Origin of the sequence: Marinococcus sp. PL1-022 (genome assembly GCF_033845285.1) — a bacterium.
GTDB lineage: Bacteria > Bacillota > Bacilli > Bacillales > Marinococcaceae > Marinococcus.
This window is the reverse complement of record NZ_JAWXCX010000001.1, coordinates 2,522,225-2,537,164: the sequence shown is the minus strand read 5'-3', so window position 1 is coordinate 2,537,164 and position 14,940 is coordinate 2,522,225. Positions and strand designations below refer to the sequence as shown.

The 14,940-nt window shown below is 52.6% G+C and carries 12 protein-coding genes; 2 read left to right on the top strand and 10 right to left on the bottom strand.

What is annotated here, in order from left to right; translation table 11 throughout:
• Positions 1-33: 33 nt before the first annotated feature.
• The 3 genes from SIC45_RS13060 to SIC45_RS13050 are packed head-to-tail and all read right to left on the bottom strand — an operon-like array spanning position 34 to position 3,146.
• Positions 34-1,182 carry an acetyl-CoA C-acyltransferase gene (locus SIC45_RS13060; RefSeq protein ID WP_319632466.1) on the bottom strand — a complete coding sequence of 383 codons (1,149 nt, stop codon included), beginning with the start codon at positions 1,180-1,182 and terminating at the stop codon, positions 34-36.
• Positions 1,172-2,590: an AMP-binding protein gene (locus SIC45_RS13055; protein ID WP_319632465.1), complete on the bottom strand. Its 1,419-nt coding sequence runs from the start codon at positions 2,588-2,590 to the stop codon at positions 1,172-1,174. Before SIC45_RS13055 ends, SIC45_RS13060 begins: the two co-directional genes overlap by 11 nt.
• Before the next feature lie 19 nt (positions 2,591-2,609).
• Positions 2,610-3,146, bottom strand: a complete 537-nt coding sequence (locus SIC45_RS13050) for a biotin transporter BioY (protein WP_298787335.1) — start codon at positions 3,144-3,146, stop codon at positions 2,610-2,612.
• Between the two features lie 220 nt (positions 3,147-3,366).
• Between SIC45_RS13050 and SIC45_RS13045 the strand changes: the two genes are divergently transcribed.
• A complete protein-coding gene (locus tag SIC45_RS13045) occupies positions 3,367-4,989 on the top strand; it encodes a PucR family transcriptional regulator (protein WP_319632464.1) in 1,623 nt (540 codons plus the stop codon).
• A gap of 40 nt (positions 4,990-5,029) precedes the next feature.
• Here SIC45_RS13045 and SIC45_RS13040 read toward each other — a convergent pair whose 3' ends face one another.
• From SIC45_RS13040 to SIC45_RS13010, 7 genes are all read right to left on the bottom strand, one after another.
• Entirely contained in the window at positions 5,030-5,257 is a 228-nt protein-coding gene (locus tag SIC45_RS13040; RefSeq protein ID WP_319632463.1) for a hypothetical protein, read from the bottom strand.
• Between the two features lie 14 nt (positions 5,258-5,271).
• A complete protein-coding gene (locus SIC45_RS13035) occupies positions 5,272-6,741 on the bottom strand; it encodes an NCS1 family transporter (protein ID WP_319632462.1) in 1,470 nt (489 codons plus the stop codon).
• A 125-nt stretch (positions 6,742-6,866) separates the two neighbouring features.
• Positions 6,867-8,291, bottom strand: a complete 1,425-nt coding sequence (gene hydA / locus SIC45_RS13030; protein ID WP_413645950.1) for a dihydropyrimidinase — start codon at positions 8,289-8,291, stop codon at positions 6,867-6,869.
• Between the two features lie 12 nt (positions 8,292-8,303).
• Positions 8,304-9,581, bottom strand: a complete 1,278-nt coding sequence (gene preA / locus SIC45_RS13025) for an NAD-dependent dihydropyrimidine dehydrogenase subunit PreA (protein WP_319632460.1) — start codon at positions 9,579-9,581, stop codon at positions 8,304-8,306.
• A gap of 25 nt (positions 9,582-9,606) precedes the next feature.
• Positions 9,607-10,980 carry an NAD(P)-dependent oxidoreductase gene (locus SIC45_RS13020; RefSeq protein WP_319632459.1) on the bottom strand — a complete coding sequence of 458 codons (1,374 nt, stop codon included), beginning with the start codon at positions 10,978-10,980 and terminating at the stop codon, positions 9,607-9,609.
• A 20-nt stretch (positions 10,981-11,000) separates the two neighbouring features.
• A complete protein-coding gene (locus SIC45_RS13015) occupies positions 11,001-11,888 on the bottom strand; it encodes a nitrilase-related carbon-nitrogen hydrolase (protein ID WP_319632458.1) in 888 nt (295 codons plus the stop codon).
• A gap of 204 nt (positions 11,889-12,092) precedes the next feature.
• Complete coding sequence (locus tag SIC45_RS13010) at positions 12,093-13,469, bottom strand: aminotransferase (protein WP_319632457.1); 1,377 nt, start codon at positions 13,467-13,469, stop codon at positions 12,093-12,095.
• A 173-nt stretch (positions 13,470-13,642) separates the two neighbouring features.
• Between SIC45_RS13010 and SIC45_RS13005 the strand changes: the two genes are divergently transcribed.
• Positions 13,643-14,923 (top strand): Zn-dependent hydrolase, encoded by a 1,281-nt coding sequence (locus tag SIC45_RS13005; RefSeq protein ID WP_319632456.1) that lies wholly within the window; start codon positions 13,643-13,645, stop codon positions 14,921-14,923.
• Positions 14,924-14,940: the final 17 nt, after the last annotated feature.

Below are 14,940 nucleotides of genomic sequence, written 5' to 3'. Positions count from 1 at the left end.
CATTCATCCTTTGATGAGCGCAGGCTGTTTCTATTACAGGAGCCGGTACAGGCTGGCGAGCCCGAGCCCGCCCCCGATTTCGATCGTGGCTACGCCGAGTGGCAGGTCACCGTTTTGCATCAGCCGCATCAGCCTTGCTAAAAGAATTGCTCCCGAAGCACCGTACGGATGCCCCTGGGCGATGGCGCCGCCGGCTGTATTCAGCCGCTCCGGCGGAATGCCGAGCTGATAGGCCGAAGCAAGCACCTGAGAGGCGAATGCTTCATTGCATTCCCACACGAAAATGTCCTGTACAGACAAGCGGTTCCGTGCAAGCAGCCGGCGTACAGCAGGCACCGGGCCAACCCCTGGCATCGTCGGATCAACGCCAACGGATACGGCATCGACGATTTCAAGAACAGGCACGAACCCGTGCTGCCGGCAGGAGGATTGACTGGCCATCAGTGTGAGTGCCGCTCCATCGCTGATCCGGGAGGAGTTGGCGGCGGTGACAGTCCCATGCTCCTGGAAAACAGAGGGTGCCCGGCGGATGATTTTGTTCATTTTATCTGGAGAACGAAGCTCAGCGTCTGCCTGGATGGTGCTCACCGGAACAATTTCCCGGGAAATATCCGGTTTTGCTGCTTCCTCCCACGAAAGCCTGTAGCTGCGTTCGGCAAAGGCGTCCTGATCTGCCCGGGATATGCTGTAGGCTTTCGCCACCGTTTCCGCAGCTTCTCCCATATCAGGATCTCCGATAAACCTTGGAGAAAAGCGGGCTCTTTCCTGCGTGGAGGAAACCGGGTAGGCTTCCGAGGCGAAAAAGGAGCGTTGCGGGGTCCGGCTTATGCTTTCAACCCCGCCGGCAAGAACGGTCTCCGCCGCGCCGGCCTGCAGGTGCCGGAACCCCTGATGCACAGCTTCAAGTCCGGAGCCGCACTGGCGGTCCACCGTTACACCGGGCACAGATGTATCATATCCGGCTTCAAGCAGGCTGAGGCGGGCGAGGTTACCGCCCGGGCCAACTGCATTTCCCATAAATACTTCGTCAGCCGGTACCCGGTCGTTTATCCCGTGATGGCGCTGAAAGTGCTTGTACAGCGGCGCCGTCAGCTGTTCCGGCTCCAGCTTTGAAAATGTCCCGTTCACATGGTGGACAGGACTTCTTTTGGCATCAATGATATAGACAGGCTCAGTCATCATTACCGTTCTCCTTTGATAAGGCTTCGTAATACTTCTGTACGCGCAGCCGGTTGATTTTTCCGTTGCCAAGAACCGGCAGAAGGTCTATCTGCAGGCATACAGGTAGTTTATAAGCGGGCAGCCATTGGCGGCAATGTACATGCAAGTCGTGTGCAATAACGTTTCCAGTATAAAGCGCAGCAATCTTTTCCCCCTCGAAAGCATCAGGCACGCCAAATACAACTGCCTGTTCAACATTGGGATGGCTCATGAGCACCTGTTCAATTTCTTCGGAATAAATATTGCGTCCGCGGCTGACAATTTTTCCGCTCCGGCGGCCGGTAATATAAAGGAAGCCTTCCTCATCGACAAAGCCAATATCTCCGGTGGCAACCGACCGCGGGTAGGATAAAGACTCGTCTTCAGCATAGCCGCTGAATAAAAATGGACTTGTTACGACTAATTCCCCGGTATCTGGTGAGCTCTCGGCTTCTACCATGGGAAACAGGCGGCCGGTGCAGGATGGGCTGACCTGTTCTGCGCGGTGGTTCAGGGCGCTGATAAAGCTGGTTTCCGCACTGCCATAAAATTCATACAGCGCAGCCGTGGGAAAACGGGCGAATATTTTTTGGTTATCAGCAGGGAACCATTTTTCTCCTCCCGTAATGATTAGTCTGACCGAGGGAGAGGGGGAAGAAGAGTGGCGGAGAAGCCAGCGGAGCGTTGTAGGCACAGCGTACAATACGGTGACCTGCTGTTTAACCACCATCCGGGCAAACACCCGTGGTGAGTGCCTTACGGGCAGAATAACGGTGTGGCCGTATTCGAGCATGCGGACGGCCCCGTATAAAAAGAGGGAGTGGGACAGCCTTCCGGTGATCAGGACGCGTTCCTTCTCCTGAAATGGAAAAAGCTGCTTATCCGCCTCAAAGCTTTTCAGCCAGGAACGGTGGCTTCGCAGACATGCCTTTGGTGTTCCGGAGGAGCCTGACGTGCAGGCCCCGTAAAACAACTCGGTTTCCTCGCAGAATGCCGCAGGCACAGACGCCTGCGCCCCAGCTCCGATAATATCTGCAAGCGTCAATGAAGGCACCGCTAGTCCGGCTGCGTCAGTGTCTGCGATAAAAAGCGCGGGCCTGGAAGAGAAAAGAAAAGAAGCTATCGAATCGTTGTCCAGCGTTTCATCCACCGGAACAGCAATGCCGCCTCCAGACACGACCGCAAAGAACATATACAGCTGCTCGAGGGGATCCTGAAGCGCTAAAGCAATCTGCTTTTGAAAAAACGGACCGGCAGCTGCATGCAGCTGTTTCCGCCGGAGGTTAATGGATTCATGCAGCTCCTGCCAGCTGATCGAACGATCCGAGTATTCGACCGCCGTCTGCGCTGGACGGGAAGCAGCGTACCGGGCGATAGACTGGCCGATCATGGAAATCCCCCTTTCGGTGCTATAGCCTGATTTTGTGCTGCTTGTTCAGCCGGACTGCTACAAAGCCGGCAACGACCGCTTTAAAAATATCTCCCGGCAGAAAAGCGAGTGCCTGAATAGCGGCAGTGGTCCACGGTATGTTTATTAAAAACGATAAATAAGTAACACCGCCGGCATAAATGACGAGAATTCCGCCGATAATATTAGCAAACAGATACTTTGGAACCGATGGTTTTTTAAAAGAATGGGCGATCCAGCCAATAATAAATGCCCCGACCGGCCAGCTCAGAATGTAGCCGCCGCCTGCGCCGAATAATACACCGGCTCCGCCGCGTCCGCCGGCGAGCAGAGGAAGGCCTATCATCACGAGCACGACAAACAAAAGTATGCTGAGACCGCCGTATCTCGCGCCGAGCAGAGAGCCCGCCAGCATAACACCCAGGGTCTGCAGGGTGATTGGGACCGGACTGAATGGAAGCGGGATGGGCGGAACAATGCCTAAAGCTGCCATGATTGCTGCAAATAAAGCCGTATAAATAATTTTTTGTATACGCATCAATGTTCACCTCACTGATTTCTAAGAATAAAAAGAAATCAGTTATTTGTCAACTTTATTTCAAAAAAGGTTTACGAAGTATGGTCAATTTGTTAAATCGGTACTGGCAGGCGATGAAGGAAAGAAGAAACAGTGTAACAAAATGTCACACTAAGCCGTTGTAGTGTCAGCAAAACAATTATAATAAAGAAAAAATACACTTTTAGCAGGAGGAATCGCTGTGCAGCAAGTATATGAAGCGACTGCCGCCAAACAGATTACGTTAAAAGAAATATTGCAGCGGCCAATATTTCAGAATATTACGTTTATTGGAAGCGAAGAGGCTTTAAAACGCACAGTTGACTGGGTACATGTCATTGAAGTAGCTGAGGTAGAGCAGCTGCTGAACGGAAGGGAATTGATTTTAACGACTGGGGTGGGCTGGCATAACGATGAGGGGCTCTCCCTGTCTTTTTTAAATCAGCTGATTGAAAGCGGTGCTGCAGGACTTTGTATCGAGCTGGGTACATATACGAACCGGCTGCCGGAAGCGATGGTCCAAACAGCAAAGGCCTGGGATTTCCCCCTGATTTTATTTCATGAGCAGGTGCGTTATGTAGACATTACGCAGGAACTGCATGCATTTTTTATTCATAGGCAGTATACGCTGATGCGGGACTTGGAAATATTGTCCCAGACATTTAACCAGATGCTTTTGCATGGACGCGGGGTGAGGGCCCTTCTGCAGGAGCTTCGCGCCCAGACCGGGCTGGATTTATTTTATCTTCCGGTGCAGGGGGAAAGTGAATTCGTTCCGGAAGTAACAGCGGCACGCGAGCAGCAGTTCGTCCGCCGTTGGCTTGAGAGCAAAACAGAGGACAGGGAATTTGTTTTACACAAGCCGATCATGGTACTCGATCAGTATTTTGCTGATATTGTTGTGTGCGGAAACGGCCGGGAGCTTACGTCGTTTGAAGAACTGGCCGTGGACCGGTGTGCGACAGCAGTGGCCCAGGAGGTAATGCGTACAGCTTATATGGAGGAGCGCAAGCGGTACCGCGATGAGATGTGGATCCACGAATGGCTGAGCGGCGATCACCATGAGGAAAAGCTGCGCCGTCATCTGATCAGCCATTACGGCCGCGAAGAGTTCTCCGAGGCCTGTGTATGTGTGATGGAAACGTCGCATCTGTCACTCTCTTCGTCAGCACTTGAAGCCTGGTACGTCCAAAAAGCGATGGTGGCAAGAGCGGCCTTTGAGGAAAAACAGATATTGTTTTTGTCCACCGTTCTGCCGCAGGGGCCGGTGTACGTGCTGCTTGATACCGCCAAATCAAAACAGGAATCATTTTCCAAACGGATGTATAAAGCGTTTGAGCAGCTGCGGAAAACAGAGGCACAGGAAGAAAAACAGCTGTATGATTTTGCAGCGTTCGGGAAGTGTTTAAAACAAACATCTCAAATATGGCGGAGCTTTGAGACGGCGAAGGAAACGATGGCGATTCAGCGGAAAATCGGCCGGCTGCCGATGCCATTTTATGAAAACCTTCATCTTCTCCGGACAGTACATTACATGGAGGAGCAGGGAGATCTTGAGGATTATATTCAGGATTATCTTGGTGAGGTGATCTCATACGATGCTCAAAAAAATGTTCGGCTGCTGCAGACATTAAAAGTATATCTGGAATGCTTCGGATCAAAGCAGGCGACAGCGAAGCGGCTGTTTGTCGTCCGTCAGACGCTGTATCATCGGCTGGATAAAATTCAGGAGCTGCTCGGGGAGGACATCCTGGAAGCACCGAAGCGGCTGTCGATTGAACTGGCCATCCATGCGTATGAATACAAATACGGAAGTGTTGAATAACGTAAAGAAGGAAGCCGCGGCTTCCTTCTTTTTGATCCTGCTAAGATAAACTTTCCGATGAAGCACTGGCGACCCGCTGCTTTAACAAAAAGGCAAAGTACTTGCGGGCATCCGGACTTTCGAGATGAAGAGTAAAGGTTTCCGCTTCCTTTGTAAAGCGGACGAACGTGCCTTCAAGGTTTTCCGTTACACCTCCAATGGAAAAACCGTCGTCCAGCAGTCCGTCAATCTGATCTTTTTCGATTAAAAAGTGATCGTGTTCTTTCATGAGCAGCTCCCCTCCTATTTCATGCTGGCAACTTCTGGTCTGGCTTCTTCTTCTGCTTCGTCTGCGTGGACCTCCCAGTCTCTTCCAACGGTGATGCCGAGGTATTTATCGTCGCTTGGATCTTCAATTTCCACCTGCTTATACTTTTTGAACCACCAGTATTTGGCGAGGAAGTAATAGCAGACACCGCCGGTAACAAACCCGGCAATAAAGGAAAAGTTGATGAAGAAGATAGCGACGGCACCTCCGACGGCCCAGGAAATCAGGCCGGCTGCGTTGATTCCTTTAAAGTAACGATACTGGCCGGTATGCTTGTAAAGGTCCGGCACGTTCACCCGGCGTTTTCGCAGAACATAGTAGTCTGATACTAAAATACCGACGACGGCGGAGAGGACGCCGCCTACTACAAGAAGGACGGTATCAAGCACACTGAAAATCAGCCACGGCTGAGCGGCAGTCCCGATAATGCCTGCCATAAACACACCAACAAAGAAGGGAATTTTCGGCCCGCCGACGTTGGAAAAAATCGTCGCTGCGGGAATAACGTTTGCACTGGTGTTGGTGGACCACTGGGCGAGCACGATCATAAGCAGAAGCACCGCGAGCACGAGCCCGCCGGCTGTCTGTTGAAGAGCGACGACCGGATCAAAATTGCCGAGAGCAATAAAGCAGATGGCGCCGATGACTACCATGAAGGTCTGCACGAGTGGAAGGGCGATCATGCTTCCAACCATCGTGCCGCGGTTTCTTTTAAACCAGTTACGTTCATATTTCGGGGCTTTAATAAAACGGCTCAGCGAAGGGATGTCTGTCGCGAGCGTACTCCAAAATCCCATGTTGGCAAAAATAACAATTACAAAAGCAGTTACGGCAGAGCCGGCCCCGGCCTCGATGCCGTCCCAGTTCCATACATTTGTTCCCTGGGCGGAGGCCTCTCCGGTAAGCACAATGTACATCCATATCGAAATCAGGATGATCGCGGGAGCGGCAAAGTCAGCAAATCGTTCTACGGCCTTAATGCCGATAGCCGTATTGACCAGCTGGGCGCCGGCAAACAGAGCGTAACAGACGGCCCAGTTATCAAAGCCGGTCAATATATTTAAAATGCCGTTCATCGCGGTAGAACCGAAGTATGTGTTGATACCAAACCAGAAGGAGGCGGCAATCCCCCTGGTCACAGAAGGCAGATGGGTACCGATCGTACCGAAGGGGGCCCTCATATAGACAGGAAAGGACAGCCCGTGTTCAATGCCAATATCCCCGACGATTGTAATAAACAATCCGATAGCCACACACCCGATCAGGGAAGCGAAGATGACCCAGCCGAGTGGAAGGGAGGAAACGCCTTCTCCGCCAATGGCGAAGGCAGCCAGGACGACCGCCATCCCGACCCACATAACGGCAAAGCCGAAGGTGCTGATTTTTCGTTTATCATGACCCACCGGCATCAGGTCCGGAGATTTTAAGTAGCTGTTATCTTTCATGAGTCATTGTCATCCTTTCTGCTTCTTAAAATTTTTACCTGCGGGTAAACAACATACCAGCGTCATGGACGATCACCAGTCCTAAAGAAACAGAGGACGAGAGGGAAAAGAGTTCTCAGATTACATTAAACGGACGTGGAGGCAGCAGTTTTAGGGCTGCTTCCTAAAGCGAAGGGCTTGCGTTTCATGTATTTCCCGTAGCCAGGTTCAGCCTCCAGCTTCCGGTCGCGGACAACAAACTGGCCGCGTACCATGGTAGACTCAATCACGCCCTGCACCTCCATGCCTTCAAAGGCGTTATAGTCAACCGCCATGTGCTGCGTTTTAGCCGAAATGGTCCGGCTTTCGTCCGGATTGAAAAGCACAAGGTCGGCGTCTGCGCCAACGGAGATTGTTCCTTTATCCGGATAGAGACCGAACAGCTTGGCGCTTTTCGTCGAGGTAATATCAACAAACTGCTGGCGCGAAATTCTTCCTTTGGCCACTCCTTCCGAGTAGAGAATACTCATCCGGTCTTCAATCATCGGGCCGCCGTTTGGAATTTTTGTGAAGTCATCTTTGCCGAGGTCCTTTTGGCCGTTAAAGTCAAACGAGCACTGATCGGATCCGATGGTCGAAAGATCTCCGTTTTTAATTGCCGTCCAAAGCTCCTCCTGATTCCATTTTTCACGAAGCGGCGGGCTCCATACATACTTGGCGCCTTCAAATCCAGGCTGGTCCATGTAGCTTTCATCAAGCACGAGGTACTGCGGGCACGTTTCACCCCAGACGTTGGCACCTTTACGGCGGGCTTTGCGGATTTCTTCCGCGGCATCGGCGCAGGAAACATGCACAACATACAGCTGAGAGTCGGCAAGCCCGGTAAAGCGGGCCGCGCGGCCGGTCGCTTCCCCTTCGATTTCGGATGGTCGGGTGCGGGCGTGGTAAATAGGCTCGGTGTTTCCGGCAGCAAGTGCTTCTTCTGTTAAGTGCTGAATCACGTCGCCGTTTTCAGCATGGACCATGACGAGAGCCCCGAGCTCTTTGGCAGCAAGCAGCGTGCGGTAAAGCGTTTCGTCATCGGCCTGGAATACATTTTTATAGGCCATAAATACCTTGAAGGAAGTAATGCCGTCGTTTTGAATGATTGAAGGAAGCTGATCAAGCACGTCGTCATTCATTTGAGTAATCATCAAATGAAAGCCGTAATCAATCACGGAACGTCCCTGGGATTTATCGTGCCATTCCTGAATGGAGGAGCTGAGCGGCCTGTCCTTGCTTGTCAGGCAGAAGTCGATCACGCTCGTTGTCCCGCCAAAAGCGGCAGCGATGGATCCGCTTTCGAAATCATCCTTGGAGACGGTCCCCCCAAACGGCATTTCGAGGTGGGTGTGCGGATCCACTCCTCCCGGGAAAATGTACTGGCCGGAGGCGTCGACAGTTTCTGCCCCGTCTTCCTGGAGATCCTTGCCGATAGTTGTGATTTTTTCATCTTCGATCAGAATATCTGCCTTGTATTCATCGCTCGCTGTTACAACGGTTCCGTTTTTGATAATCGTTTTTGCCAAAATAATCTCCTCCTGTTATTGATTAGATCCGGCACCTGCCATCAGCTGCTGGCGTTCGTTCCATGTCATCGGTTCGTCGCCGACCTTTCTAGCGACTTCGACCATGTCGATGGCGCCGTCCACCGGACAGACGATAGAGCACAGATTACAGCCAACGCAGTCATCCTCGCGCACCCGCAGTATATCGTTGCCGTCCTCATCCTTTAGCATATCGATGCACTGATGGGACGTATCTTCACAGGCAATGTAGCACTTGTTGCAGTTAATACAGACATCATTATTGATTTTAGCGGCAACACGGTAGGTAAGATCGAGGTCGCCCCAGTCGGAATACTTCGGCACGGTCTGCCCGATCAGCTGGTCGAGAGAGGCAAGACCTTTTTCGTCCATGTAGTTGCTGAGGCCGTCGATCATATCTTCAACAATACGGAAGCCGTGATGCATCGCCGCCGTACAAACCTGGACGTTCGAAGCGCCCATCAGCATAAACTCCGCGGCTTCCTGCCAGCTGGACACGCCGCCCATGCCGGAAATTGGCACGTCGATTCCGGGTGTTCTGGCGCATTCCCCGACCATATTCAAAGCGATCGGCTTGACGGCGGGACCGCAGTAGCCGCCGTGGGCACCCTTGCCATCCACATTCGGAATAGTATTCCAGGAATCAAGATCGACGCCGGAAAGGCTGTTAATTGTATTGATCATGCTGACGGCATCGGCTCCGCCCTCGACGGCGGCTTTAGCCGTGAACGTAATGTCTGTAATGTTCGGCGTTAATTTGACAATCACCGGCGTCCGGGCCACCTCCTTCACCCAGGCCGTCTGCTGGCGGACGAGCTCCGGCACCTGGCCGGACGCTGAGCCCATTCCCCGCTCGGCCATCCCGTGCGGACAGCCAAAGTTGAGCTCGAGGCCGTCGATCCCAGCTGCTTCGACTCTTTTGACGATTTCATGCCACTTGTCCCGGTCTGGTTCCACCATTAATGAACCGATAATCGCATGCTCCGGGTAAAGTCGTTTCGTTTCTTCAATTTCCCGCAGGTTCACTTCAAGCGGCCGGTCGGAAATCAACTCAATATTGTTGAAGCCGGCCACCTGGTTTCCGCCAAAGGACACAGCGGAAAAACGGGAGGAAACGTTCAGGATAGGGTCTCCCATCGTTTTCCATACAGCACCGCCCCAGCCTGCTTCGAAAGCGCGCTGTACCTGGTACCCGCTGTTGGTTGGAGGCGCGGAGGCAAGCCAGAAGGGATTCGGGGAACGGATGCCGGCGACGTTGGTCGTTAAATCTGCCATAAAAACACTCCTTTCAGATTATGGTTCAGCCTGCTGCCTGAGTGCCTGCCGAAAGCTGCTGGTGAATCGTATAGGCTGCCTGCTTTCCCTGCTCCGCGGCACTGACAACCATCGCTTCTCCCTGGCCGCTGCCAAATACGACGTCCCCGACGGCAAAATGGTTTGGTTCAGAAGCGGCGTAGGAGGCGTCGACAGTCACAACGCCGTCCGTGTGATCAAGGCCGAACATGGCAATTGTATCCTGCAGCCGCTCCTGGCCGATGGCTCGTATAACGACATCCACATCCATCATAAAATTGGAATTCTGGATGGGTACTGGTCGCTGCCGTCCGTCCTGGTCTGCTTCGCCAAGCTCCATCTGGACGCATTCAAGACCGTTGACTTCCCCCTGGTCATTTTTTTCGATTTTCACCGGGGAAGTAAGCCATTGAAAGGCGATGCCGTCCTGCTTGGCAAATTCAAATTCGAACGGGTAGGCGGTCATTTCATTTTTCGTCCGTCTGTAAACGATACTGACGTGTTCAGCACCGAGGCGGGTGGAGCAGGTGGCTGCGTCAACGGCCGTGTTGCCGGCACCGATGACGGCCACCCGCTTACCGGCAAGATTATTGGAAAACGTGCCGTCCTTGGTGGAGCGTACAAAATCAACAGCGTCATATACGCCGGAAGCGTCCTCTCCTTCCATATGAAGCTCCGGAACGCTTCCCATACCGACAGCGATAATGATGGAATCAAACTGCTCCCGGAGCTCTTCCGGGGAAATGTCTTTTCCGACTGCGGTGTTCGTGCGGATGGTTACGCCCATATTCACAATCTGGTTGATTTCCCATTGCACGATATCAACCGGGAGGCGGAAGGAAACAATACCGTAACGGTTCAACCCCCCGGGTTCGTCGTCGGCTTCAAAAATGGTCACCTGATGGCCAAACCGGGCGAGCTCCCGGGCCGCTGCCAGACCGGCGGGACCGCTCCCGACGATTGCGACATGTTTGGATGTCGAAGGGCCTGCTTCAAACAGCACCTGCTCATTGCGGATAGCCCAATCCGTGGCGTAGCGCTGCAGATCGCCAATCATGATCGGCTCTGATTCGCCGTTTAATACACAGGCTCCCTCGCATAATTCCTCGGTCGGGCAGACACGTGCACAGCTCGCTCCGACGGGATTTGCATCCATAATAGTGACTGCGGAGCCTTTTAAATTGCCGGAGGCTATTTTTTTAATAAAAGAAGGAATGTCTATGCCTGTCGGACAGGCCTGGATACAGGGTGCGTCGTAGCAAAACAGGCAGCGGTTCGATTCCTTGACCGCATGGGTCGTTGAAAGGGGGCTGTTCACTTCAGCGAAATTCTCCTGCAGCTGTTCGGTGGAAATCCATGCATCCGAGCGGTGATTGGACATGGTAAAACTCCTTTCGGGTTTTAAAGTAGGGCGCTCATGGACCCGTATGTTTCGGGCCGGCGGTCGCGGTAGAACTGCCAGGCATTGCGCACCTCCCGGATCATTTCTTTATCCATATCTGCGACAAGAACTTCATCCTGATCACGGCTTGCGATGCTGACAAAGTCACCACGGGGGTCCACCACGTAGGACTGGCCGTAAAATTCACCCATGTTCCACGGGGCTTCGTAGCCGACTCTGTTGATTGCAGCCAGGTAATAACCGTTCGCCACGGCGTGGGCCGGCTGTTCGAGCTTCCAGAGGTACTCGGAGGTGCCGGCGACTGTAGCCGATGGATTGAACACCACTTCGGCACCGTTCAGCCCCAACAGCCGGGCGCCCTCCGGGAAGTGCCGGTCGTAGCAGATGTAGACGCCGACCTTCGCATAAGCCGTGTCAAATACTGGATATCCGAGATTGCCCGGTTTAAAATAGAATTTTTCCCAGAAACCGTAGCCTTCGTTGCCGGCAGCAACATGAGGGATATGATTTTTTCGGTATTTTCCTAAGTACGAGCCGTCTGCATCGATGACGGCGGCGGTATTATAATAAGCAGCGATGCCTTCGCGTTCATAGACAGGAAGCACAATCACGGTGCCAAGCTCTTTAGCGAGATCCTGGAAGAGCCTGGTAGTTGGCCCTTCCGGAACCTGTTCGGCTGCTTCGTACCACTTCATCGACTGTTCGGAGCAGAAATAAGGCCCGTAGAATATTTCCTGGAGCCCGATAATCTGTGCTCCTTTGGCGGCGGCCTCACGAACCATGCGTACATGTTTTTCAATCGCTTTGTCTTTATGCTCCTGAACTGAAGCACTGCCCTCGACGTCGTTGGAAGCCTGGATGACTCCTATACGGACCTGATCTGTCATGCAATCAATCCCCTTTCAGTTTGTTTTTTCAATAGTATAGAATTTTCTGAAAAAAGCATGTGACATTCCGTCGGATAATGGAGGACCTTGTTGGACAAAATGTAAATAAGCTTTGTCCGGCAGGGGACGGGACGGTCACAAAATCTTACATACAAATTAGTAAACCGACTTTAAGCGGAAAATAAAAAGACCACCCGGAGGCGGTCAGGCGGACGGTGAGGCGTAGATGATTGCTTCACGAAGCGTCGCTACGATTGTATCAATCTGTTCATGGGAAATAATAAACGGGGGAGAGATGGTTAACACGTTGTTATGCTCAGGAACGGTATCGCTGTTTTTGCCGATCATGACCCCGTGCTGTTTACAGTAGCCGAGCACCTGCTGCATGAATTCCGGTGGTGCCGGCTCCTTCGTTATTTTATCTGTCACAAGCTCGATGCCTGCCATCAGGCCGAACGTGCGGATGTCTCCAACGGCAGGGAAATGGTGAAAGGATTCGAGCTGCTCCTGTAGGTAGCTGCCGGTGCTTTTGGCTTTTGCGACAAGGTCTTCGCGTTCGAGAATATCGATGTTTTCGAGCGCGACGGCACAAGACATCGGGTTGCCTCCAAAGGTATTCACATGCCGGAAATGACTTTGGGGAGCCCCGGATTTGAACGATTCATATAAATCATTGGAAACAGCTGTAGCAGATAAAGGGGCGTAGGCGCTCGTTATCCCCTTCGCCATGGTAACGATGTCAGGCTGCACGCCGAAATTTTTATGGCCGAAGGCTTCTCCCGACCGCCCAAACCCGCAGATAACTTCATCAACTATTAAGAGAACATCATGCTTTTGACAGATTTCCTGTACCTTCTGCAGGTAAGACTCAGGCGGCGTGATGACGCCGCCACCGGTAATTACCGGCTCCACAATCACTCCGGCGACTGTATCAGCGCCTTCCCAGATGATGGTCTGTTCAATGGAAGAAGCGCATTCGAGCGAGCAGCTGTCCGGCTCTTTGCCAAACGGACACCGGTAGCAGTAAGGCGGGGCTGCGTGGCGGAAGCCTTCGGCGACCGGCTCGTAGCTTGCTTTCCGGTCAGCCTGGCCGGTTGCACCCAGAGCACCCATCGAATTTCCGTGATAGGCCCGGTAGCGGGAAATGAATTTATATTTTTTCGGCTTGCCGGTCTGGGTGAAATACTGCCTGGCAATTTTAAAGGCGACTTCATTGGCATCGGAGCCGGAATTGGAAAAAAAGATGCGGTAGTGGCCGTCAAGCCAGTCGTTTAATTTTGCCGCCAGCTGAATGGCCGGCTTGTGGCTGTTGGTCATGGGTGTAAAGGACATCGTACTGAGCTGCTTTGCCGCCGCTTCCGCGATGGAAGTTCTTCCGTGGCCAACATTTACACACCAGAGTCCGGCCATCCCATCAATGTAGGAGTTGCCGTCGATATCTGTAAGGTACACATTGTCGCTTTCGGTGAAAATAGCCGGGTGATCATTGTGAGGAGCCATATGGTGCCATAAAAAGGCACGATCCTGATTCAGAAGCATGTCTTTTTCTGCGGAAACGGTCTGTTTATCGGTATGATTCATGTCGTGAAACGCTCCTTTCATATGCTTGCATAATAATATGGTAGCCCGAAAGGCGGAAAGAAGCATGATACAGATTGTGTAAAAGAAGTCAGAATAATTTAACATTTTGTTGTACGCCCTGGGAAAAGAAAACCGATAAAATAAAAGCATGAAGCCTGGAAGGGGATGAACCAATGGGAGTTAATACAGCACGTCTCACGAGACGCGTGCATGAGCTTGCAGAGATTGGACGGATTGGGAAAACGGGCGTGCGGAGGCTTGCCCATTCGAAGAAGGACCAGGAGGGGATGGCTCTCGTGGAGTCCTGGATGAAAGAGACCGGACTTGCGACGAGGATCGATGAAGTGGGAAACCTGATCGGCCGGCTGGAGGGCCGGGATTCTTCCCTCCCGATCTTTATGCTCGGCTCGCATATTGACAGCCAGCCCTATGGCGGCCGCTTTGACGGAGCCATAGGCGTGCTCGGTGCCCTGGAGTCGGTCCAGACCCTGGTTGAAGAAGAACATACATTTGAAGGTCCCATTGAAGTGATCGCCTTCAGCGATGAAGAAGGCTCCCGGTTTAACAAAGGGATTTTCGGCTCCCGCGGATTGATCGGCGAGCTTGAAGAAGGCGAGCTCGAACGGGAAGATGAAGACGGAATCACAAGGCGGCAGGCGCTGGAAGAAATGGGGCTTGATCCGGAGCGGGTTCATCTCGCTGCCTATGATCCTGAGCAGCTTTTCGCATTTCTGGAGATGCATATTGAGCAGGGTCCGGTGCTTGAAGATAAAGGAGCGGCGGTGGGTATTGTAACCGGTATCTCGGGCCCGCTCTGGCTCACGGTCACCTATAAAGGATTCGCGGGGCACGCGGGCTCTGTGCCGATGCATCTCCGGCGGGACGCCCTGCTGGGTGCCAGTGAGGCGACAACGGCGCTTAATACCATTGTCGGAAAACGGCAGCCGGCCCCAACGATCGGCACGGTTGGGAACATAAAAGTGTTTCCGAACTCCCGGAATATCATTCCCGAAGAAGTAAAGTTTACGGTCGATCTTCGCGATATTGACCTTGAGCGGCGAAATGAGTGCGAGAGCGAATTGCGTGTGGAGCTTGAAGCTATTGCCGCAAGGCACGGCCTGGAGCTTGATATTCAGGAGGATACAAACAGTGATCCAAGATACTGCGCAGAGTGGATCCAGAGTATCATGGCAGAGCAGGCCGGACGATTGAAGATGGAAGCGCCGAAGCTGATGAGCGGCCCGTTTCATGATGCGATGCCAATATCGAAGGTGTGCGACTACGGCATGATTTTTGTGCGCTGCAAAGACGGCATCAGCCACAATCCGCTTGAGTACAGCACAGATGAAGATATTATCGAAGGTACGAAGCTTTACTATGAAACAGTGAAGCAGATTGCCGGAAACATGAAGGAGTATCAACTGAAGCATGCAGCGGATAAAATCAACAGCTGACGCAAAAAAACCCGGGA

What these genes read in the sequence shown, in the direction of transcription:
- SIC45_RS13060 (WP_319632466.1), bottom strand. Translation starts at nt 1,182, where the DNA reads ATGATGACTGAGCCTGTCTATATCATTGATGCCAAAAGAAGTCCTGTC.
- SIC45_RS13055 (WP_319632465.1), bottom strand. Translation starts at nt 2,590, where the DNA reads ATGATCGGCCAGTCTATCGCCCGGTACGCTGCTTCCCGTCCAGCGCAG.
- SIC45_RS13050 (WP_298787335.1), bottom strand. Translation starts at nt 3,146, where the DNA reads ATGCGTATACAAAAAATTATTTATACGGCTTTATTTGCAGCAATCATG.
- SIC45_RS13040 (WP_319632463.1), bottom strand. Translation starts at nt 5,257, where the DNA reads ATGAAAGAACACGATCACTTTTTAATCGAAAAAGATCAGATTGACGGA.
- SIC45_RS13035 (WP_319632462.1), bottom strand. Translation starts at nt 6,741, where the DNA reads ATGAAAGATAACAGCTACTTAAAATCTCCGGACCTGATGCCGGTGGGT.
- preA (WP_319632460.1), bottom strand. Translation starts at nt 9,581, where the DNA reads ATGGCAGATTTAACGACCAACGTCGCCGGCATCCGTTCCCCGAATCCC.
- SIC45_RS13020 (WP_319632459.1), bottom strand. Translation starts at nt 10,980, where the DNA reads ATGTCCAATCACCGCTCGGATGCATGGATTTCCACCGAACAGCTGCAG.
- SIC45_RS13015 (WP_319632458.1), bottom strand. Translation starts at nt 11,888, where the DNA reads ATGACAGATCAGGTCCGTATAGGAGTCATCCAGGCTTCCAACGACGTC.
- SIC45_RS13010 (WP_319632457.1), bottom strand. Translation starts at nt 13,469, where the DNA reads ATGAATCATACCGATAAACAGACCGTTTCCGCAGAAAAAGACATGCTT.
- SIC45_RS13005 (WP_319632456.1), top strand. Translation starts at nt 13,643, where the DNA reads ATGGGAGTTAATACAGCACGTCTCACGAGACGCGTGCATGAGCTTGCA.